The following is a 20,558-nucleotide window of genomic DNA, read 5'->3' as shown; positions in this document are numbered from 1 at the left end:
ACGGGAATCGAAACAGGGGATGGGGTGGATCAGGCGAACGCGCGATCAGCGCGCCGCGAGCGAACGTGCGGCCTGCGCGTCGTCGTCGCGCTCGCCGCTGTCCGCGGTCTGCGACGTATTCGCGTTCCACACGACGCGATCGTTGACCGCATACAGCCGGCAAGCGCCCGCGCCTTGCTTCGCGCAGTTGTCGAGCGCGAGCGCCATCGGATCGTCGCCGCCCTCGGCCCATGACCACGCGCCTTCGGCCGACACCGCGAACGCGCGGCTCGGGTGCTGGTTCAGGAAGCGGCGATAGCCGTCGCGGCCGGCTGCGTCGATGAACGGCACCGCGTCGACCGCGTCGATCGACGCATAGCCCGACGCCTTCGGCTCGTGCGGGTTCGCCACTGCGTAGCGCACCGCGGTCGGCAGGTTCAGCTTGGCCAGGAACGCGTGGACGGCGGGCCACCAGACCGGCACGCCGTCGCGGTCGACGATCAGCCGGTGCGCGTCGTCCTTGTAGCGGCCGAAATCGACGAACTCCGCGCGGGTGCCGTGCGACGCATACGCGTCGTGCATCTGCGCGACGAGCGCCGGCGTCCACACCGAGTCGTTGTCGCCGTAGAGCCACAGCGACTGCACCGCGGTGCGCGCGCCGTACTGGTCGAACGCGTCGACGAGATTGCGCTGCCAGCCGTCGCACAGGTCCTGGCGCAGCCCGCCGGAGAAATTGATGATGCCGCGCACGCCGGCCGCCGCTTCGGTGCCGTAGGCGATCGATGCGAGCCCGCCGTGCGACGTGCCGGCGACGACGATGTGCGACGCATCGACGTACGACTGGTGTGACATGTAGCGGATCGTCGCGCCGATGTCGGCCGCCTGCGCGAGACCGTTCTTCGCGACGTTGCAGCCTTCCTGCTGATAGGTGCCGCCGGAGCCGGCGAAGCCCTGGCGGTTCGGCGCGATCACCGCATAGCCGCGGCGCACGAATTCGCGCGCGAACGCGAGCGGGCGGCTGCGCGGCTGCTGATGGAGGTCGCCGGGATTCTTGCCGTGGTTGAACACGACGAGCGGGAACGGGCCGGGGCCATCCGGCTTGAACAGCGTGGCTTCGAGGGTAACGGTGCCGGATGCGTCGGCCGGGATGCGGATGATCTGTTCGTTCAGGTCGGCGGCAACCTGGGGCAGGCCCGAGGCGCCGTAGTCGAAGCGTTCGGCGCGGGCGAGCGGCCCGCTCGAGGCGCCGGCGTTCGGCAGCGTGTCGGCCAGCGCGGCCGACAGCGCGCACGCTGCCATCCATCCCACCAGTACCTTGCTGAACGCCATTCGTAAGCCCTGCCATGCAACTCGACCAAACCAGGGCTCATCGTAGCCTGACAATTTTGGGTAGTGCAATGCGGGAATTACCCGGCGTCTGACACAGCAACTATTTATCAGCGCTCGCTTACATCGCCGTCAACGTAGCGCCAGAAACCCTGCTCGTCGCGCTCGAAACGGCTCGTCTCATGAAGCCGGTATGCGCGCCCGCCGACCTTGTAGCGGGCCACGAACTCGACCTCCGCGTGGCGCTCGTCGAGCGGCGCGTGGCGCTTCACCGCGAGGCCGAGCCAGCGCGGCGCGTCGGGCGCAGTGGGGTCGGCATCCAGATCTGCGGGGCAGGTGCGGACGGCCCACGTCGCGCGCAGGTAGTCGGTCGCGCCGAGCACGTACGCGCTGTACCGCGAACGCATCAAGTCGAGCGCGGTCGGCGCCGCCTCGCCGCCGTCGATGAAACGGCCGCAGCACGCGGCGTAGCGGGGCGCCGGCGCGCGGCCGGCGGGAAGCGGGGACGCGCCGCCGCATGGGCACGCGTCAGGTCGGGACAGAATCATGCGAAAGAGGAATTAACGACGTTGGGTTGTTACCAGGCCAGCTCGATGCCGTCGTACTGGAAGAAGCGGCCGTTCGCGAGCGCGAGGTCGGCGGCGGCTTCGGCGAGCACGCGCCGCATGCCGGTCACGCTCGTCTCCGGATCGATCGCCGCTTCCGCGCCGCCCATGTCGGTGCGCACCCAGCCCGGATGCAGCGACACGCACGCCGCGTGACGCGTCTGCAGCGACGCGATGCGCAGCACGTCGTTCAGCGCGGCCTTGCTCGCGCGATACAGCCAGCCGGTCGTGCCGGTCGCGTCGGCGATGCTGCCCATCCGGCTCGACACGACCGCGAGCACGCCCCGCGCATCCTCGACGAGCGGCAGCAGGATCGGCAGCAGCTGCATCGGGCCGCGCACGTTGGTGTGCATCACCGCGTCGAAATCCTCGGCGGCGATCGTTTCGACCCCTTCGGTGCGCGGCCCGTAGACGCCCGACACGACGATGGCGACGTCGAGCCGCTCGCCGTCGAGCTGCCAGCCGAGCGCGGCGATCTGCTCCGGTTGCGCGATGTCGAGCGGATGCGCGTGCGCGCCGAGTTCGCGCAGCGCGGCCAGCGATGCGTCGTCGCGCGCGGTGGCGATCACGTTCCAGCCGTCGCGCCGGTATTGCCGGACGAATTCGCGGCCGAGGCCGCGCGATGCGCCGATGATCAATGCGGTTTTCATGTACGACGCTCCTTGGCAGTGGTGCCGTTTGGTCAGAGGAGTTCGATGCCCATCGCGGTGGCTTCGCCGCCGCCGATGCACAGGCTCGCGACGCCGCGTGTGCCGCCGCGTGCGCGCAGCGCGCCGATGAGCGTGACGAGGATGCGCGCGCCGGACGCGCCGATCGGGTGGCCGAGCGCACAGGCGCCGCCGTTCACGTTGACGCGGTCGTGCGCGAGGTCGTGCTCCTTCATCGCCGCCATCGCGACGACCGCGAACGCCTCGTTGATCTCGTACAGGTCGACGTCGGCTGCGCGCCAGCCGTTGCGCTCGAACAGGCGGCGGATCGCGCCGACCGGCGCGGTCGTGAACTTCGCCGGCGCCTGCGCGAACGTCGCATGGCCGACGACGCGCGCGAGCGGTGCGACACCGAGCCGCGCGGCGGTGGACGCGCGCATCATCACGAGCGCGGCCGCGCCGTCGGAGATCGACGACGCGTTCGCGGCGGTGACGGTGCCGGTCTTGCCGAACGCGGGCTTCAGCGACGGGATCTTCGACGGATCGGCCTTGAACGGCTGCTCGTCGCGCGACACGACTGTCTCCCCCTTCTTGCCGGCCACCGTCACGGGCGCGATTTCCCAGCCGAACGAGCCGTCCTCGTTCGCGCGCTTCGCCCGTGCGAGCGACTCGATCGCGAACGCGTCCTGCGCGTCGCGCGAAAACGCGTACTCGGCCGCGCATTCGTCGGCGAACGTGCCCATCAGGCGGCCTTTGTCGTACGCGTCCTCGAGGCCGTCGAGGAACATGTGGTCGAGCACCTGGGCGTGGCCCATGCGCATCCCGCCGCGCGCCTTCGGCAGCAGGTACGGCGCGTTGGTCATGCTTTCCATGCCGCCCGCGACGATCACGTCGGCCGAGCCGGCGGCGAGCATGTCGTGTGCGAACATCGCCGCGCGCATGCCCGAGCCGCACATCTTGTTGATCGTCGTGCAGCCGGTCGAGAGCGGCAGGCCCGCGCCGAGCGCCGCTTGCCGCGCGGGCGCTTGGCCCTGGCCGGCGGGCAGCACGCAGCCCATCAGCACTTCGTCGATCCGGTCCGGGGCGACGCCGGCGCGCGCGAGCGCCGCACCGATCGCGGCGCTGCCGAGCTGCGGCGCCGCGAGCGACGCGAAGTCGCCCTGGAATCCGCCGATCGGGGTGCGCGCCGCCGATGCGATGACGATCGGATCGTTGTGATCGATAACTGACATGTTCGTCTCCTGTCGGCCCGAGTTGGCGCTTCAGCGCCTACACCGGCCCCATGCTTCGCACCGGGCCGGCATGAGCCGTTAGCCCTTACTCCGTTCCCGCGCAAGGCTTCAACGTATCCGCGACGGACTGCGCGACTTCGGTGAGCTGCGCCGCATCGGCCGCGACCATGTCGTTGCCGCGTGCGTGGTCGCCGCGCGCGCCCAGCGCGGCGACCGCGCGCCGGTAGGTGCCGTCGAGCGCGTCGGGGTTCGACACGGCCATTCCGAGGTCGCGCATGCGGCCGTCGTGCACGCCGTACACGAGCGCGTGCACGGTGAGCTGCTGGCCGCGCGCCCACGCGTCGTTGACGATCGTCGTGCGGCACACGTTGACGACCTGCTCGATCGCGTTCAGCTCGATCAGGCGGCGGTAGCGCGCCTCGCCGACCGGCCATTCGTCGAGCAGCGCCGCGTGCCGCTCGCGCACGTCCTGCACGTGGTGCAGCCAGTTGTCCGCGAGGCCGACGCGGCGGTTGTGCAGCGCCGCGTTCACGCCCGAGCAGCCGTAGTGGCCGACCACCATGATGTGCTTCACGCGCAGGATGTCGACCGCGAACTGGATCACCGACAGGCAGTTGAGGTCGGTGTGCACGACGACGTTCGCGATATTACGGTGCACGAACACTTCGCCCGGCGGCAGGCCGATGATCTGGTTCGCCGGCACGCGCGAATCCGAGCAGCCGATCCACAGGTATTCCGGCGCCTGCTGGTCGGCGAGACGCGAGAAGTATTGCGGATCGTCGGCGAGCTTGCGCTTGACCCAGGCGTCGTTGTTGTCGAACAGGTGTGAGAGCGGGTGGTCGTTGGTATTCATCGGGTTGGGATTCCGGGTACGGAAAACGGGTCGGTATCAGGGCGGTTTCGGGGCGTTTCAGGCGGCGCGCTGCGCGCCGCCTTCGTCGTCGTCCGCCGCGTCGAAGCGATCGGGGTAGCGCACGCAAAAGCGCAGCGACGCGTCGTACGGATGGAAATCGGGCAGTTCGCCCTGCAGCAGCCGGTCCTTGCTCGCCTGCCACAGGGCCGGCTCGAAGAAATCGGCGTGGTATTTCAAGAATACGTCGCGCACGCGCGGATCGCCGAGCAGGAACGGCCCGTAGGTTTCGGGAAAGATGTCGTGCGGGCCGATCGAGTACCACGGCTCGCCGGACAGCTCGTCCTCCTCGTGGCGCGGCGGCGGCACGCGGCGCACGTTGCAGTCGGTCAGGTACTCGATTTCGTCGTAGTCGTAGAACACGACGCGGCCGTGGCGCGTGACGCCGAAGTTCTTGTACAGCATGTCGCCGGGGAAGATGTTCGCCTTCATCAGCTCCTTCACCGCGTTGCCGTACTCCCGCACGCCGTGCTCGACTTCCGCGTCGGTGCCGTTCTGCAGGTACAGGTTGAGCGGGACCATCCGACGCTCGATGTACAGGTGCTTGATCACGAGGTTGTCGCCCTCGTATTCGAGCAGCGACGGCACTTCCTTCTCGAGCTCGCGCAAGAGCGCGTGGTCGAGCCGCGCGAGCGGCAGCGCGACGCTCGAATATTCGAGCGTGTCGGCCATCCGCCCGAGCCGGTCGTGGCGCTTGACGAGCTGGTACTTCTCCATGATCTGCGCGCGCGTCGTTTCCTTCGGCGGCGGGAAGCGGTCCTTGATGATCTTGAACACGTACGGGAACGACGGCAGCGTGAACACGAGCATCACGAGGCCCTTGATCCCGGGTGCGACGATGAAGCGGTCGCTCGAGTGCGACAGGTGATGCAGCAGGTCGCGGTAGAACAGGTTCTTGCCCTGCTTCTGCAGGCCGACCGACGTGTAGATTTCCGCCTTCGGCTTGCCCGGCATGATCGAGCACAGGAAGTCGACGTACGCGGACGGCACGCCCATGTCGACGAGGAAGTACGAGTGCGAGAAGCTGAAGATGATCTGCAGCTGGTCGCGGCGCAGCAGCACCGCGTCGAGCGCGAGCAGGCCCGGGCGCGTGTGGCGGATCGGCACCGCGAACGGCAGCACGCGGTCGCCGTTGATGATGCGGCCGATCACGTATCCGGTCTTGTTGCGGAAGAACAGCGACGACAGCACGTGGATCTGGAAATTCGGCGCTTCGTCGAAGCGGCCGAACTCGTCGTGGATCGCCTGCATCACGCAAGCGATGTCGCGCTCGAGATCCTCGAACGGCGGCTCGAGCTGGAAGTTCGTGACGATGCGCTCGAGCGTGACCGCGAGCCCGTCGGTGCCCGGGTAGTACGCGCGGTAGGTCGGCTTCGCGGCGGGCTCGTCGTTCTCGAGGTATTCCGTCGAGATCGCCGGGCGCACGAAGATGAAATCGTTGTTGAAGTACGAGCGGTGCAGGATCTTGCAGCACACCGAGTTGAAGAACGTTTCCGCGCACTCGGGCTGGCGGTGCGACGTCAGGAGGCCGATGTAATGCAGCTTGATCTGCTGCCAGACCTCGTCGTCGATGTTCTCCGCGTCGTATTCGTCTTCCAGCACCTCGACGCATTCCTGCACGCGATCGTCGTACGACGTGATGCGCTCGCGCGCGAGCCGCTGCAGCCCGTGCCAGTCCGCGCGCTCGAACAGGGCCTTCGCCTCGACGGCCGCCTCGCGGAAGATCCGGTAGTGGCGGTCGAAGTTCTCGAGCATGGTCTGCGCGACATCGAAGCCGATCTGCGACGACAGCAGTTTGGGGAAGTGATTCATTGCGTGCAGGCTCATGGGCGGTAAGCACTCGGTATTTTAGCGTCCGGGCGCCGGATTCAGCGCATCCGGCGGCGGGCCGGACGGCGCGTCATCGGGGGCGTTGCCCGGCGTTCCGCGACGTTCGGGGCTTCTTCGCATAAAGATACAGGTACGGAACCGAATCTGACGCGAACTTTTTTTGACGCGCGGGCGGCCCGGGCGACGCCCGCCGCGAGACGGCGATAGAATCGGCGGAACGCCCGCGGCGGCCCGGCCGCACGCCGGCCCCGCATGCATAACGACGAGACGCCCCACCGATGAACGCACTGGAACACCAACTCGACTATCCCTTCGCCGATACGCTGCCCGCCGCGGGCGACGCGTTCGAGGTCGCGCCCGGCGTGCGCTGGCTGCGCATGCCGCTGCCGTTCTCGCTCGATCACATCAATCTCTGGCTGCTGCGCGACGAGATCGACGGGCAGGCCGGCTGGACGATCGTCGACTGCGGGATCGCGTCGGACGCGATTCGTGAGCACTGGGAACGGATCTTCGACACCCATCTCGACGGCCTGCCGGTGCTGCGCGTGATCGTCACGCACTGCCATCCCGATCACTTCGGGCTTGCGAACTGGCTGTGCGAAGGCGGCGGCCAGTCGCGCTGGAAGGCGCGGCTGTGGATGACGCTCGGCGAATACATGTTCGGCTGCCTGATGGCCGCCGGCAACGGCTCGAACGCAGGCGGCGCAGCCGCGGCAGATCACTTCGCGCGCCACGGCCTCACCGATCCCGTGTCGCTCGACAAGCTGCGCAACCGCCGCAGCTACTACTCGGACCTGGTGCCGGCCGTGCCGCCGCGTTATCGCCGCCTGCGCGAAGGCGACGCGGTGACGATCGGCGGGCGCACGTGGCGCGTCGTCACGGGCTACGGCCATTCGCCTGAACATTGCGCGCTGCATTGCGATGCCGACGGCCTGCTGATCTCCGGCGACATGGTGCTGCCGCGCATCTCGACGAACGTGTCGGTGTTCGACCTCGAACCGGAAGCGAACCCGCTCGCGCTGTACCTCGAATCGCTCGGCCGCTACGAGACGATGGCCGCCGACACGCTCGTGCTGCCGTCGCACGGCAAGCCGTTCCGCGGCGTGCGCACCCGCATCGCGCAACTGCGCGCGCACCACGACGCGCGGCTCGACGAAGTGCGCACGGCGTGCGCGGAGAAACCGATGAGCGCGGCCGACATCGTGCCGATCATGTTCCGCCGCCGCGAGCTCGACATCCACCAGATGACGTTCGCGCTCGGCGAGGCGATCGCGCATTTGAACCTGCTGTGGCTTGCGGGCGAACTCGTGCGCGAGCAGGGCGACGACGGCGTGCTGCGCTTCAGCATCGCGCGCTGACTCCGCGCCATCAACCTCACGCGACGGGCTCGTAGCGCCACCCGTCGCGATTCCACTGCATCGTGTGCGTCGGTTCGAGCGCCGCGAGAAACGCCGCGTCGTGCGACGCGACGACCAGCGCGCCCGGGAAATCCGCGAGTGCCGCTTCCACCGCCCGCACCGATTCGAGATCGAGGTGATTGGTCGGCTCGTCGAGCAGCAGCAATTGCGCGGGCGTGCCGCGCCACAACGCGCACGCGAGCGCGGCCTTCAGCCGCTCGCCGCCGCTCAGTTGCCGCGCCGGCTGCGTCGCGCGCGCCGCATCGAGCTGCAGCAGCGCGAGACGGCTGCGCAGGTCGCCTTCGGCGAGCGGTGTGTCGAGCAGGCCGAGCTGCTCGACGATCGAGCGGTCCGGGTCGAGCAGCGCGAGCCGCTGGTCGAGATACGCGGCGCTCACGTGCGTCGTGCATTCGCCCGAGCGCGGTGAAAGTTCACCCGCGAGCATCCGCAGCAACGTCGATTTCCCGCAGCCGTTCGGGCCGGTGAGCGCGATGCGCACGGGCCCGCTCGCCGACCACGTGATCGCGTCCGCGGCGCCCGTCGCGCGCCACGGCAGTTGCGCGCGCTCGAGCGTGAAGAGCTGGCGGCGCGCGCTGACCTCGGTGCCCGGCAGCGACACGAGCACCGGCGCGTCGGCTTCGACGCGCGCGGCCGCCTGCTGCACGCGCTCGTCGAGCGTCGCCTTGGTGTCGTGCTGATGGCGCCGGACGTGCCCCATGACGTTGCGCGCCGCCCCCTTGCGGCTCTCGCGCGCCATCGACGACAGATTGGCCGTCTTCGCGTAGCGGAGCGATCCGGCCGCGTGGCGCTGGATCGTGTCGTGCTCCTGTTCGAGCCGGCGCCTGACGCGCCCGCGCTCGGTGCGCGCATGATCGAGCGCGGCCTGCGCGGCATCCTGCTCCGCGTCGCGCTGCGCGCGGTAGAGCGCGTAGTTGCCGCCGTACGAGCGCACGCGTTGCGGCGTCAGTTCGACGATCCGCTCGACGTCGGCGAGCAGCGCGCGGTCGTGGCTGACGACGACGAGGCCGCCGCGCCAGCCGTCGAGCGCCGCGCGCAGCCACGCGCGGCCCGGCGCGTCGAGATGGTTGGTCGGCTCGTCAAGCACGAGCAGGCCGGCGTCCGACAGCAGCGCGCCGATCAGCGCCACGCGCGCGAGCTGGCCACCGCTCAGCGCGTGCGCCGGCGTCGCGGGCTGCACGCCGTGCAGCCCGGCCGCGTCGAGCTCGGCGCGCAGGCGCTCGGCCAGGTCCCAGCGCTCGCCGATCAGGTCGAAATCGTGCGGCTCGGCGCTGCCGCCCGCGAGCCGCGCGAGCGCCGCAAGGGGCGCGTGCAGCCCGGCAGCTCGCGCGACGGTGCGCGGATCGGGCGACGCGTCGATGCGCTGCTGCGCGACGTAGGCGACCGGCACGCGGCGGTCGATCGTGCCGGCGCTCGGCGCGTGCCGCCCCGCGATCAGCTGCGCGAGCACGCTTTTGCCGATGCCGTTGCGGCCGACGATGCCGGTCGGCGTGCGATCGAGCGTGAGGTCGAGCGAATCGAACAGCGTGACGCCGGTGTCGAAGCGGAAAGAAACGTGATGAAGCGCGACGAGCGTCGCGGCGGACGTGACTTGAGCCATAAGCTCCTCCGAAAATGCATGAAACCGTTCGCGCGGCGCGCATGACGCGGCGGCGAAGACATTTTGGGAAGGCTTAGTTGTTCACTTTGGCTGGAGTCCGGCGAGAGAAAAGATCGGCGGAGTGTAGCAAGCGCGGCGCGCGATCCGCAAGCGGCGGGCGGTCACACCCGTCGCTTGCGCGCCACGGTCGGGGGCGGGTTACTGCACCGACACCGTCGCGAAGTTCTGGCGTCCGAACGGACTCACGCGGTAGCCGCTGACGTTTGCGCGCGTGAGTGCCGCCGCCGTCGGATAGCCGAGCGGAATCCACAGCGCCTGGTCGTGGATGAGCTTCTGCGCGGCTTCGTACAGCTTCGCGCGCTTGCCCTGGTCGGCCGTTTCCTTGCCGTCGGCGATCAGCTTGTCGAGCTGCGGATCGCAGTAGCGCGCGAAGTTGATGCCGGACTTCACCGCGTTGCAGCTGAACTGCGGCGTCAGGTAGTTGTCCGGATCGCCGTTGTCGCCGGCCCAGCCCATGAACAGCAGGTCATGCTGGCCGAGCTTCGCCTGCTTGATCAGCTCGCCCCATTCGATCACCTTCACTTCGGCCTTCACGCCGATCTTCGCGAGATCGGCCTGCAGCAGCTCCGCGCCGGCCTTCGGGTTCGGGTTCAGCACGCTGCCCGTCGGGCGCACCCAGATCGTCGTCGAGAAGCCGTTCGGGAAGCCCGCCGCGGCGAGCAGCTGCTTCGCCTTCGCCGGATCGTACGCATACGGCGCGACGTCCTTCGCGTAGCTCCACGTGTTCGGCGGATACGGGTTGTTCGCGGGCGTCGCGGTGTTGTCGAACACGACCTTCAGGTAGCTCGCGCGGTCGAACGCAAGATTCAGCGCCTGCCGCACCTTGTCGTTGTCGAGCGGCTTCTTCTGCGTGTTCAGCGCGACGAACGCGGTCATGAATGCGGGCGTCTGCACGACCTTCAGCGCGCTTTCGCCCCTCGCGGCGAGCACGTCCTGCGGCTTCGGCGACAGCGCGATCTGGCATTCGCCGGCCTTCACCTTCTGCAGGCGCACCGACGGGTCGGGCGTGATCGCGTAGATCAGCCGGTCGACCTTCGGCTTCGCGCCCCAGTAGGCCGGGTTCACGTCGTAGCGGATCAGCGCGTCCTTCGTGTAGCTCTTCAGCACGAACGGGCCGGTGCCGACCGGCTTCGCGTTCAGGTCCGCCTGCTTGCCCGCCTTCAGCAGCTGGTCCGCGTATTCGGCCGAGTAGATCGACGCGAAGCCCATCGTCAGGATCGGCACGAACGTCGCGTTCGGCTCGTTCAACACGAACTTCACGGTGCTGTCGTCGACCTTCGACACCGACTTCACGAGCTTGATCAGGCCCATCGACTGCGCATGCGGGAAGCCGCTCGCGCCGGCGACCTTGTGCCAAGGATTGGCGTCGTCGAGCATCCGTTCGAACGTGAACACGACGTCGTCGGCGTTCAGCGGGCGCGACGGCTTGAAATAGTCGGTGGTCTGGAACGCGACGTTCGGGCGCAGGTGGAACGTGTAGGTGAGGCCGTCGGCGCTCGCGTCCCATTTGTCCGCGAGCGCGGGCACGACCTTCTTCGTCGCTTCGTCGTACGACACCAGCGTGTTGAAGATCACGTCGGCCGACGCGTTGGTCGTGACGAGCGAGTTGTACTGCACGACGTCGAAGCCGTCCGGGCTCGATTCCGTGCAGACGGTGAGCGGCTTGGCGGCGACGAGGACGGGAGCCGCGGCCAGGGCGACCGCGGCGAACAGCTTGACGTGCATAGGTTCTCCCACGTGGCGTGTGCTTTTTGCTTGATTGATGACGGGATGCGAATGCGCCGCCCGGAGGCGACGCGGCCGGCGGATAGCATACCGTCAAAGCGCGCCTTGCGTGGAAAAAGGCGACGGAACGCGGCGAGTTGCGCGAAAAACGGCTGCGATGACGACGGAACGGCCGTTTGCGCGCCGGGCAGCCGGCGGTCGGGGCGGGAGAGAGGGCGGGGCGGGTTCGGGCGCGCGGCGGCGGCGCTCGAAAGCGGTCCGGCCGTGCGGCCGGACCCGGGGAGCTCAGTGTGCGCTTGCCTTCGGCTTGCGCGGGGCCTTCTCGAACAGGCGGTCGTACAGCCAGCGCGGCATTACGTGCAGCACCTTCGCGACGACGCCCATCTGCCACGGAATCACGCGGAACGCGCGCTGCTGCGCGATCGTTTGGGCCGCGCGCGCGGCGAAGCGGTCGGCGTCCATCAGGAACGGCATCCGGTACGGATTGTGCGCGGTCATCGGCGTGCGGATGTAGCCGGGCGCGATCGTCACGACGCCGACGCCCGCGGGGCGCAGCTCGACGCGCAGCGACTCGAGATACTTGATCGCGGCCGACTTCGACGCGCTGTACGCGCCGGAGCCCGGCAGCCCGCGCACGCCGGCGACGCTCGCGACGCCGACGAGCGTGCCGTGGCGGGCGGCCGTCATCGGGCCGACGAACGGCTCGAAGGTCGCGACCATCCCGAAGTAGTTGATGTCCATCACGTCGCGGAACGCGGCCAGGTCGCCCTGGCCCGTCACCGCGCCCTGGCTGATGCCCGCGTTCGCGATCACGACGTCCGGGCAGCCGTGCGCGGCGATGAACGCCGCCGCGGCGCCCGCGAGCGCGTCGGGGTCGCGCACGTCGGCGGAATAGACGGAGATGGACAGCGCGGGAAAGCGCCGCGCGAACGCTTCGAGCGCGTCGGTGCGGCGCGCGACGAGCGCGAGCGTCGCGCCCTGGCGCGCGTATTCCTCGGCCAGCGCGAGGCCGAGGCCGCTCGATGCGCCGGTGATGAAGACCTTCAGCGGAGTTGTCATGCCGACGCCGGGACGGGGATCAGAGCTTCTTGTCCTGGACCTGCTTCACGAGGTAGTCGAGGACCTGCGCGGTGCCTTCGAGGCTGTTCGTGTAGGCCGGACCCGTCTTGTACTTGCCCTGCACGACGATCGTCGGCACGCCGTCGATGTTGTAGCTCTTCAGCAGCTCGGCCGACTGCTTCACCTGGCCCTGCACGCTGAACGAGTTGTACGCGTCCATGAACTTCTTCTTGTCGACGCCCTGCGTCGCCAGGAAGTCGGCCTGCGCCTGCGGCGTCAGCAGGTAGTTCTTCTGCTTGTGGATCGCATTGAAGATCGCCGGCGTGACCTTCTCGGAGATGCCGAGCGCGGACACCGTGTAGAACAGCTTCGAGTGCGGGACGAAATCGTCGCGGAACGCGACCGGGATGCGCTTGAAGTCGATCTTGTCGCCCTGTTTCTTCACCCAGGCCTCGACCGTCGGCTCGAACTCGTAGCAGTGCGGGCAGCCGTACCAGAAGAATTCGATCACCTCGACCTTGCCGGCCGGCGCGGACACCGGCTGCGGCGCTTTCATCACCTCGTAATCCTTGCCGGCGACGGGTGCGGACGGAGCGGCCTGGGCGAAACCGGCCGCGAGGCTCAGGGACAGGAGAAGCGTGCTCAGCAGTTTTTTCATGTTGTGTATGGCAGATCTTTGTTCGGGAAGCGAAACGTGACAGGGGCGGCGGTGCGGCCGGTCTTACTGCTTCGTGAAACGGATCACCGCCGTGTCGACTCCTGCATCGGACAGGCGCTGGCGTGCCGAGTTCATATCCTCGAATTTCGAGAACGGGCCCACGCGCACGCGGAAATACGTGACACCGCTGACATCGCGCTTCGACACCTTCGACTCGAAGCCCTGGAAGCCGAGGCGCGCGCGCTGCTGCTCGGCGTCGCCTTCCGTCTTGTACGCGCCGACCTGCAGGAAGTAGCCGGTGTTCGCGTCGCCCGCGCTCGGCGGCTTCGCGGCATTGCCGGCGTTGTTCGCGGCCTGCTGTTGCGCCTTCTGCGCGGCTTGCAGTTGCGCCTGCTTCTGCGCGGCGAGGCGCGCGAGGTCGTCTTCGCCCGCCTGCTGTTGCTGCTGCGGCTGCTGCTGTTGCGGCTTCTTCGGCGGCGTATTGTCGGCCGCCTTCGGCGGGACGGCGACGCCGTTGTTTGCCGAGTTGTTCGAACCGTTCGACGCATGCGACCCGTTTGAACCATTCGAACCATTCGACGCGTTCGCCCCATTCGATGCGGTCGACCCGCTGGAGCCGTTCGACCCGCCGTTCGACGGCGGCACTTCGACGATCTGCGGCTCGGGCAGCAGGCCGCCGCCCTGGGTCTGGTTCGCGGCCTGGCCGGGCGCGGTGTTCGGCGGCGCCGGCTGCGCGGCCTGCGGCACCGGCTGGCCGGGCGTCTTGCCCTGCAGCGCGCGGTTCGGATCGAACTGCTGCGGCTGGCTCGCGCCGGTGTCGGCCGGCGGCGGCGCGACCTTCGACACGAACGGCGACGGCGAGCGCGTGATGTAGAGCGCCACCACCACGGCGATCGCGAGGCCGACGATCAGGCCCAGCACGATGCCCAGAAATGTTCCTCCGGCTTGTTTCGATTGCTTCGACGTGCGGCGTGGTTGTGCCATTGCTTGAGTCACCTGCAAAAAGAATCGTGAAAAGGCCACGGCGGGCGCAGCCGCGGCCTGTCTGCCCGCTCGGGCAACTTACATCTTGGCGGGCGCGGAGACGCCGAGCATCGCCAGGCCGTTCTCCAGCACCTGCCGGGTCGCGGCGAGGAGCGCGGCGCGCGCGGTGCGCGGCGCTTCGTCGTCGACCAGCACGCGCTCCGCATTGTAGAACGAGTGGAATTCACCAGCGAGATCGCGCAGGTAGAACGCGACCGCGTGCGGCGCCAGCTCGTTCGCCGCATGCGCGAGCATGTCCGGATACTCGGCGAGCTTCTGCATCAGCGACGCGGCCTGCGTGCTCGTGAGCTGCGACAGGTCGGCGCCCGGCAGCTGCGCGGCGTCGCCGTTGTAGCGCGACTTCAATTCGTTGAGCACCGAGCAGATCCGCGCGTGCGCGTACTGGACGTAGTAGACCGGGTTCTCGTCGTTCTGTTTCAGCGCGAGGTCGATGTCGAACACGAACTCGGTGTCGGCCTTGCGGGAGATCAGGAAGAAGCGCACCGCGTCGCGGCCGCGCGTGATCGTCGCCTCGTCGATCAGGTCCGGCGCCGCCTCCTGGCCCGGCGCCGCGCCGCCCGACCATTCGATCAGGTCGCGCACGGTCACGTAGCTGCCCGCGCGCTTCGAGATCTTCACTTCCTGGCCGTCGCGCATCACGGTGACCATCTTGTGCAGCACGTAGTCGGGGTAGCCCTTCGGGATGCCGATGTGCAGCCCCTGCAGGCCGGCGCGCACGCGCGCGATCGTGCCGTGGTGGTCCGAGCCCTGGATGTTGATCACCTTCGTGAAGCCGCGCTGCCACTTGGTCACGTGGTACGCGACGTCCGGCACGAAGTACGTGTAGGTGCCGTCGGTCTTGCGCATCACGCGGTCCTTGTCGTCGCCGTTGTCGGTCGTGCGCAGCCACAGCGCGCCGTCCTGCTCGTAGGTCACGCCGGCCTTGATCAGCGCGTCGACCGTCTGCTCGACGCGGCCTTCCTTGTACAGCGACGATTCGAGGTAGTACTGGTCGAACTTCACGCCGAACGCCTGCAGGTCCATGTCCTGCTCGTGGCGCAGGTACGCGACCGCGAACTTGCGGATCGCCTCGAGATCCTCGACGTCGCCCGCGCCCTTGACCGGCTCGCCGTCCTTCGCGGCGACCGTCTCGCCGTTCAGGTAGTCGCGCGCGATGTCGGCGATGTACTCGCCGTTGTACGCGGCTTCTGGCCAGCCCGCGTCGCCCGGCTTCAGGCCGCGCGCGCGTGCCTGCGTCGAGATCGCGAGGTTGCCGATCTGCACGCCGGCGTCGTTGTAGTAGAACTCGCGGTGCACCGCGTAGCCCTGGCTCGCGATCACGTTCGCGAGCGCGTCGCCGAGCGCCGCCTGGCGGCCGTGGCCGACGTGCAGCGGGCCGGTCGGGTTTGCCGACACGAACTCCAGCAACACTTGCTTGCCATGTTCGCGCGTGGACAGGCCGAATGCGCGCCCTTCCGCGAGCACCGCGGCGATCACGGCCTGCTTGGCCGCCGCCGTCAGGCGCAGGTTGATGAAGCCGGGGCCGGCGATTTCGGCGGCTTCGACGAGGCCTTGCGCGCCAGGCTGCGCGGTGAGGGCCGCGACGATCTGCTCGGCGAGCTGGCGCGGGTTCGCGCCGAGCGGCTTGGCGAGCTGCATCGCGACGTTGCACGCGACGTCGCCGTGCGCGGCAACCTTCGGGCGCTCGAGCGTGATCGCGGGCGCGACGAAGGCCGCGTCGGCGCCCTTCAGGGCGTGGGCAACCTGCTTCACGCTATCCGCGAGCAGGGCTTCGAGGGTCTGTTTTTGGGCTGGCAGCATGCTGGTAGAAGGCTTCGTTGATGGCAGCCGGGGAGGCCGGCGGACCGGCGCGCTCTTTTAAGCGCGCGTTTCAGGGATCGTAGAATTTTAACAGGTGCTAATATGCCGCTCAGGCGCCACGCGTCCGCGAGGCCGGACGCCGGCCTGCCGGCGGCCCCAGCCGGGCCCGGCGGGCACAACAAGATGAAAAGGGAATAGTCATGATTACGTTTAAGAGCAAGGCGGCACAGGATCTCGACGTGTTGAAGGATTTCGCCGTCTACGTGCTGGGTCTCGTCGGCAAGCAGCTTGGCGAGCGCGGCGTGATTACCCACGACGAGCTGGACCACGCGATCGCGAAGCTGGAAGACGCCGTCACGCAGGCGAAGCAGGAGCGCGCGGAGCACGCCGGCCATTTCCACGAGGACGAGGACGACCACGCGCACCACGAAGTGCCGCCGAGCCTGGCGCAGCGCGTCGCGCCGTTCCTGTCGATGCTGCGCGAAGCGAAGGCCGGCCAGGCCGACGTGCACTGGGGTTTCTGACCTCCGCCGGCCGCCGGCACGACAAAAAGCCCGCTCTCGAGCGGGCTTTTTGCTGGTCATTCGTCGGGTGAAAGGGCGGCGCGCGCCGCCCGCCGATGCGGATCAGAGCTGCGGCGCAAGCGCGCGCCGCGCGTCGTCGAGCGACAGCGCCATCCGCTGCGCATAGTCCTCGAGCTGGTCCTGGCCGATTTTCCCGACCGAGAAGTACCGGCTGTCCGGGTGCGCGAGATAGAAGCCCGATACGCTCGCCGCCGGCAGCATCGCGAGCGACTCGGTGACCGTCATGCCGATCTCTTCCGCATTAAGCGCTTCGAACATGTCGCGCTTCACGAGGTGGTCGGGGCAGGCCGGATAGCCGGGCGCCGGGCGGATGCCGGCGTACTTTTCGGCGATCAGCGCGTCGTTGTCGAGCATCTCGCCGCTCGCATAGCCCCACAGGTCGCGGCGCACGCGCGCGTGCATCGCCTCGGCGAACGCTTCCGCGAAACGGTCCGCGAGCGCCTTCAGCATGATCGCGCTGTAGTCGTCGTGGTCGGCTTCGAACTGCTTTTCCTTCACGTCGACGCCGAGGCCGGCCGTCACCGCGAACATGCCGATGTAGTCGGCGACGCCCGATTCCTTCGGCGCGATGAAGTCGGCGAGCGAGCGGTTCGGCCGCATCACGCCGTCGACCACCGGGCGCACGCTCTGCTGGCGCAGGTTGCGCCACGTGAGCAGCACCTCGGAGCGCGATTCGTCGGTGTAGATCTCGATGTCGTCGTCGTTGACCGTGTTCGCCGGCAACAGCGCGATCACGCCGCTCGCGGTCAGCCAGCGGCCCTGGATCAGCCGCGCGAGCATCGACTTCGCGTCGGAGAACACGCGGCGCGCCGATTCGCCGACGATCTCGTCGTTCAGGATCGCCGGGTAGGGGCCCGCGAGATCCCAGGTCTGGAAGAACGGGCCCCAGTCGATGTAGTTCGCGAGCTCGTTCAGGTCGTAGTTCTTGAACACGCGGCGGCCGATGAACTTCGGCTTCACGGGCGTGGTGTTCGCCCAGTCGACCTTGGTCTTGTTCGCGCGCGCCTCGGCGAGCGTGACCATCGGCTGCGCCTTGCGGTTCGCGTGCTGGTCGCGGATCCGCTCGTAGTCGGACTTCAGCTCGTCGAGATACTTCGCCGCGCCTTCGTCGGACAACAGGCTCGACGCGACCGACACCGAGCGCGACGCGTCCGGCACGTAGACCACCGGGCCTTCGTAGTTCGGCGCGATCTTCACCGCCGTGTGCACGCGCGACGTGGTCGCGCCGCCGATCAGGAGCGGAATCTTCTTCACGCGGAAATAGTCGTCGCGCTGCATTTCCGACGCGACGTACGCCATTTCCTCGAGGCTCGGCGTGATGAGGCCCGACAGCCCGATGATGTCTGCGCCCTCGACCTTCGCCTTTGCGAGGATCTCGTTGCACGGGACCATCACGCCCATGTTGACCACTTCGAAGTTGTTGCACTGGAGCACGACCGACACGATGTTCTTGCCGATGTCGTGCACGTCGCCCTTCACGGTCGCGATCACGATCTTGCCCTTCGCGCGCACGTCGCCGCCCGCTTCCGCGAGCAGGCGCTTCTCTTCCTCGATGAACGGGATCAGGTGCGCGACCGCCTGCTTCATCACGCGCGCCGATTTCACGACCTGCGGCAGGAACATCTTGCCCTGGCCGAACAGGTCGCCGACGATGTTCATCCCGTCCATCAGCGGGCCTTCGATCACGTTGATCGGGCGCCCGCCCGCCGCGTCGATCTTCGCGCGCACTTCCTCGGTATCCTCGACGATGAAGGTCGTGATGCCGTGCACGAGCGCATGCGAGAGCCGCTTCTCGACCGGCTGGTTGCGCCACTCGAGGTTCTCTTCCTTCTTCGCGCCCCCCGCCTTGAACTTGTCGGCGATTTCGAGGAGCCGGTCGGTCGAATCCGCGCGGCGGTTCAGGATCACGTCCTCGACCCGCTCGCGCAGCTCCGGGTCGAGCTCGGCATACACGCCGAGCTGGCCCGCGTTGACGATGCCCATGTCCATCCCCGCCTGGATCGCGTGGTACAGGAACACGGTGTGGATCGCTTCGCGCACCGGGTCGTTGCCGCGGAACGAGAACGACACGTTCGACACGCCGCCGCTCACCTTCGCGTACGGCAGGTTCTGCTTGATCCAGCGGGTCGCCTCGATGAAGTCGACCGCGTAGTTGTTGTGCTCCTCGATGCCGGTCGCGACCGCGAAGATGTTCGGGTCGAAGATGATGTCTTCCGGCGGGAACCCGACTTCGTTCACGAGGAAGTCGTACGAGCGCTTGCAGATCTCGGTCTTGCGTTCGTACGTGTCGGCCTGGCCGGTTTCGTCGAACGCCATCACGACGGCCGCCGCGCCGTAGCGGCGGATCAGGTTCGCATGGTGGCGGAACGCATCCTCGCCTTCCTTCAGCGAGATCGAGTTGACGATCGCCTTGCCCTGCACGCACTTGAGGCCTGCTTCGATCACATCCCACTTCGACGAGTCGATCATGATCGGCACGCGCGCGATGTCCGGCTCCGACGCGATCAGGTTCAGGAAGCGGACCATCGCCGCCTTCGAGTCGAGCATCGCCTCGTCCATGTTGATGTCGATCACCTGCGCGCCGTTCTCGACCTGCTGGCGCGCGACGGCGAGCGCCTCGTCGAACTGGCCGTTGAGGATCATCCGCGCGAACGCCTTCGAGCCGGTGACGTTGGTGCGTTCGCCGACGTTGATGAAGAGCGTCCCGGACGTGACGTTGAACGGCTCGAGGCCGGCAAGGCGCATCGTGTGATCGGTCATGGCGGTGCGAATTCGTGTGGTGTGGGGCGGACGGGGAATCGGTCGGGTCAGGCGGCGTCGCTGTACTGGGTCGGCCAGCGGCGCGGCTTCACTTCGGCGAGCGCCTTCGCGATCGCCGCGATGTGCTCGGGCGTCGTGCCGCAGCAGCCGCCCGCGAGGTTCACGAGCCCGGCCTGCGCGAATTCCTTCAGGAGGCCCGACGTGACGTCGGGCGTCTCGTCGAAGCCGGTGTCGCTCATCGGGTTCGGCAGGCCCGCGTTCGGGTAGCACGACACGTAGGTGTCGCACAGCTTCGCGAGCTCGGCGATGTACGGGCGCATCAGCGCCGCGCCCAGCGCGCAGTTCAGGCCGAACGTGAGCGGCTTCGCGTGGCGCAGCGAATTCCAGAACGCCTCGACCGTCTGGCCGGACAGGATGCGGCCCGACGCATCGGTGACGGTGCCCGAGATCATGATCGGCAGGCGCTCGCCGGTGTCCTCGAACAGCTGGTCGAGCGCGAACAGCGCGGCCTTCGCGTTCAGCGTGTCGAAGATCGTCTCGACGAGGAACAGGTCGACGCCGCCGTCGAGCAGCGCCTTCGCCTGCGCGTAGTACGCGTCGCGCAGCTCGTCGAACGTGATGTTGCGCGCGCCCGGGTCGTTGACGTCCGGCGAGATGCTCGCCGTCTTCGGCGTCGGCCCGATCGCGCCCGCGACGAAGCGCGGCTTGTCCGGCGTCGCGTATTGCGCGGCCGATTCGCGCGCGAGCCGCGCCGATTCGACGTTCATCTCGACGACGAGGTCTTCCATCCCGTAGTCGGCCTGCGCGACCGTCGTCGCGCCGAACGTGTTGGTCTCGACGATGTCCGCGCCGGCCGCGAAGTACTGGTCGTGGATCTCGCGGATGATCTGCGGCTGCGTGAGCGACAGCAGCTCGTTGTTGCCCTTGATGTCGCGCGGGAAGTCCTTGAAGCGCTCGCCGCGATACGCGGCCTCGTCGAGCTTGTAGCGCTGGATCATCGTGCCCATCGCGCCGTCGAGGATCAGGATGCGCTGCTTCAGCAGCGCGGGCAGCTGGGCGCCGCGCGTGTACGGGGCGTCGAGCGCGGCTAACGGAGCGGAACGAACGGCGGATGAAGTCGCAGACATGGCGGATGACCGGCGAGTCGGGAAAAGCGCCATTGTAGCCGGTGCGGCCGCGCGCCGTTAGGCGTGGCGCGGCGCCAAATGAAAGCCCCCGCGCGGCGGACCGGGCGGGGGCGGGAGCGGAGTGCTCGAGGCGGCGCGGGTGAGCCGCGCGCCGCGTGCGGCTCACCCGGCGGCATCGATCAGTATCGGGCGCCGGG

At 68.3% G+C, this 20,558-nt stretch carries 16 protein-coding genes; 2 read left to right on the top strand and 14 right to left on the bottom strand.

The window, feature by feature from the left end; all coding sequences use genetic code 11:
* Positions 1 to 45 precede the first annotated feature (45 nt).
* From B7P44_RS16085 to aceK, 6 genes are all read right to left on the bottom strand, one after another.
* Positions 46 to 1,308, bottom strand: coding sequence for a dienelactone hydrolase family protein (locus B7P44_RS16085; protein ID WP_084905784.1), 1,263 nt, complete (start codon positions 1,306 to 1,308; stop codon positions 46 to 48).
* A 107-nt stretch (positions 1,309 to 1,415) separates the two neighbouring features.
* Positions 1,416 to 1,853 carry a YchJ family protein gene (locus tag B7P44_RS16080; RefSeq protein WP_084905782.1) on the bottom strand — a complete coding sequence of 146 codons (438 nt, stop codon included), beginning with the start codon at positions 1,851 to 1,853 and terminating at the stop codon, positions 1,416 to 1,418.
* Between the two features lie 29 nt (positions 1,854 to 1,882).
* Complete coding sequence (locus B7P44_RS16075) at positions 1,883 to 2,560, bottom strand: SDR family oxidoreductase (RefSeq protein WP_084905780.1); 678 nt, start codon at positions 2,558 to 2,560, stop codon at positions 1,883 to 1,885.
* Between the two features lie 32 nt (positions 2,561 to 2,592).
* On the bottom strand, positions 2,593 to 3,789 hold the full coding sequence (locus B7P44_RS16070; protein WP_084905778.1) for an acetyl-CoA C-acetyltransferase: 1,197 nt from the start codon (positions 3,787 to 3,789) through the stop codon (positions 2,593 to 2,595).
* An 85-nt stretch (positions 3,790 to 3,874) separates the two neighbouring features.
* The gene (can, locus tag B7P44_RS16065; RefSeq protein WP_084905776.1) at positions 3,875 to 4,642 is read right to left on the bottom strand and encodes a carbonate dehydratase; all 768 of its coding nucleotides are present in this window, start codon (positions 4,640 to 4,642) and stop codon (positions 3,875 to 3,877) included.
* 57 nt (positions 4,643 to 4,699) lie between these two features.
* Positions 4,700 to 6,511 (bottom strand): bifunctional isocitrate dehydrogenase kinase/phosphatase, encoded by a 1,812-nt coding sequence (aceK, locus tag B7P44_RS16060; protein WP_084906739.1) that lies wholly within the window; start codon positions 6,509 to 6,511, stop codon positions 4,700 to 4,702.
* A gap of 296 nt (positions 6,512 to 6,807) precedes the next feature.
* Here aceK and B7P44_RS16055 point away from each other — a divergent pair, with 296 nt between their 5' ends.
* Positions 6,808 to 7,887, top strand: a complete 1,080-nt coding sequence (locus tag B7P44_RS16055) for an MBL fold metallo-hydrolase (protein WP_084905774.1) — start codon at positions 6,808 to 6,810, stop codon at positions 7,885 to 7,887.
* A gap of 16 nt (positions 7,888 to 7,903) precedes the next feature.
* Here B7P44_RS16055 and B7P44_RS16050 read toward each other — a convergent pair whose 3' ends face one another.
* The 6 genes from B7P44_RS16050 to argS all read right to left on the bottom strand — a co-directional run bounded on the left by B7P44_RS16050 (position 7,904) and on the right by argS (position 15,890).
* Positions 7,904 to 9,544, bottom strand: a complete 1,641-nt coding sequence (locus tag B7P44_RS16050; protein WP_084905772.1) for an ABC-F family ATP-binding cassette domain-containing protein — start codon at positions 9,542 to 9,544, stop codon at positions 7,904 to 7,906.
* A 198-nt stretch (positions 9,545 to 9,742) separates the two neighbouring features.
* A complete protein-coding gene (locus B7P44_RS16045; protein WP_084905770.1) occupies positions 9,743 to 11,329 on the bottom strand; it encodes an ABC transporter substrate-binding protein in 1,587 nt (528 codons plus the stop codon).
* Between the two features lie 285 nt (positions 11,330 to 11,614).
* Complete coding sequence (locus B7P44_RS16040; RefSeq protein WP_084905768.1) at positions 11,615 to 12,388, bottom strand: SDR family oxidoreductase; 774 nt, start codon at positions 12,386 to 12,388, stop codon at positions 11,615 to 11,617.
* A gap of 19 nt (positions 12,389 to 12,407) precedes the next feature.
* On the bottom strand, positions 12,408 to 13,046 hold the full coding sequence (locus tag B7P44_RS16035; RefSeq protein WP_084905766.1) for a thiol:disulfide interchange protein DsbA/DsbL: 639 nt from the start codon (positions 13,044 to 13,046) through the stop codon (positions 12,408 to 12,410).
* A 63-nt stretch (positions 13,047 to 13,109) separates the two neighbouring features.
* On the bottom strand, positions 13,110 to 14,030 hold the full coding sequence (locus tag B7P44_RS16030) for an SPOR domain-containing protein (protein ID WP_084905764.1): 921 nt from the start codon (positions 14,028 to 14,030) through the stop codon (positions 13,110 to 13,112).
* Positions 14,031 to 14,108: 78 nt separating this feature from the next.
* The gene (gene argS, locus B7P44_RS16025; RefSeq protein WP_084905762.1) at positions 14,109 to 15,890 is read right to left on the bottom strand and encodes an arginine--tRNA ligase; all 1,782 of its coding nucleotides are present in this window, start codon (positions 15,888 to 15,890) and stop codon (positions 14,109 to 14,111) included.
* 200 nt (positions 15,891 to 16,090) lie between these two features.
* Between argS and B7P44_RS16020 the strand changes: the two genes are divergently transcribed.
* Positions 16,091 to 16,414 carry a DUF1840 domain-containing protein gene (locus B7P44_RS16020; protein ID WP_042586434.1) on the top strand — a complete coding sequence of 108 codons (324 nt, stop codon included), beginning with the start codon at positions 16,091 to 16,093 and terminating at the stop codon, positions 16,412 to 16,414.
* Positions 16,415 to 16,516: 102 nt separating this feature from the next.
* Here the strand turns inward: B7P44_RS16020 and metH are convergent, their stop codons facing one another.
* Together metH and B7P44_RS16010 are read right to left on the bottom strand one after the other, a co-directional pair.
* Entirely contained in the window at positions 16,517 to 19,234 is a 2,718-nt protein-coding gene (gene metH, locus B7P44_RS16015) for a methionine synthase (RefSeq protein WP_084905760.1), read from the bottom strand.
* Positions 19,235 to 19,281: 47 nt separating this feature from the next.
* Positions 19,282 to 20,361, bottom strand: a complete 1,080-nt coding sequence (locus B7P44_RS16010; RefSeq protein WP_084905758.1) for a homocysteine S-methyltransferase family protein — start codon at positions 20,359 to 20,361, stop codon at positions 19,282 to 19,284.
* Between the last annotated feature and the right edge of the window lie 197 nt (positions 20,362 to 20,558).

Source organism: Burkholderia ubonensis subsp. mesacidophila, assembly GCF_002097715.1.
Taxonomy (GTDB): domain Bacteria; phylum Pseudomonadota; class Gammaproteobacteria; order Burkholderiales; family Burkholderiaceae; genus Burkholderia; species Burkholderia mesacidophila.
The sequence above is the reverse complement of the archived record's forward strand: the minus strand, read 5'-3'. Positions and strand labels throughout refer to the sequence as shown.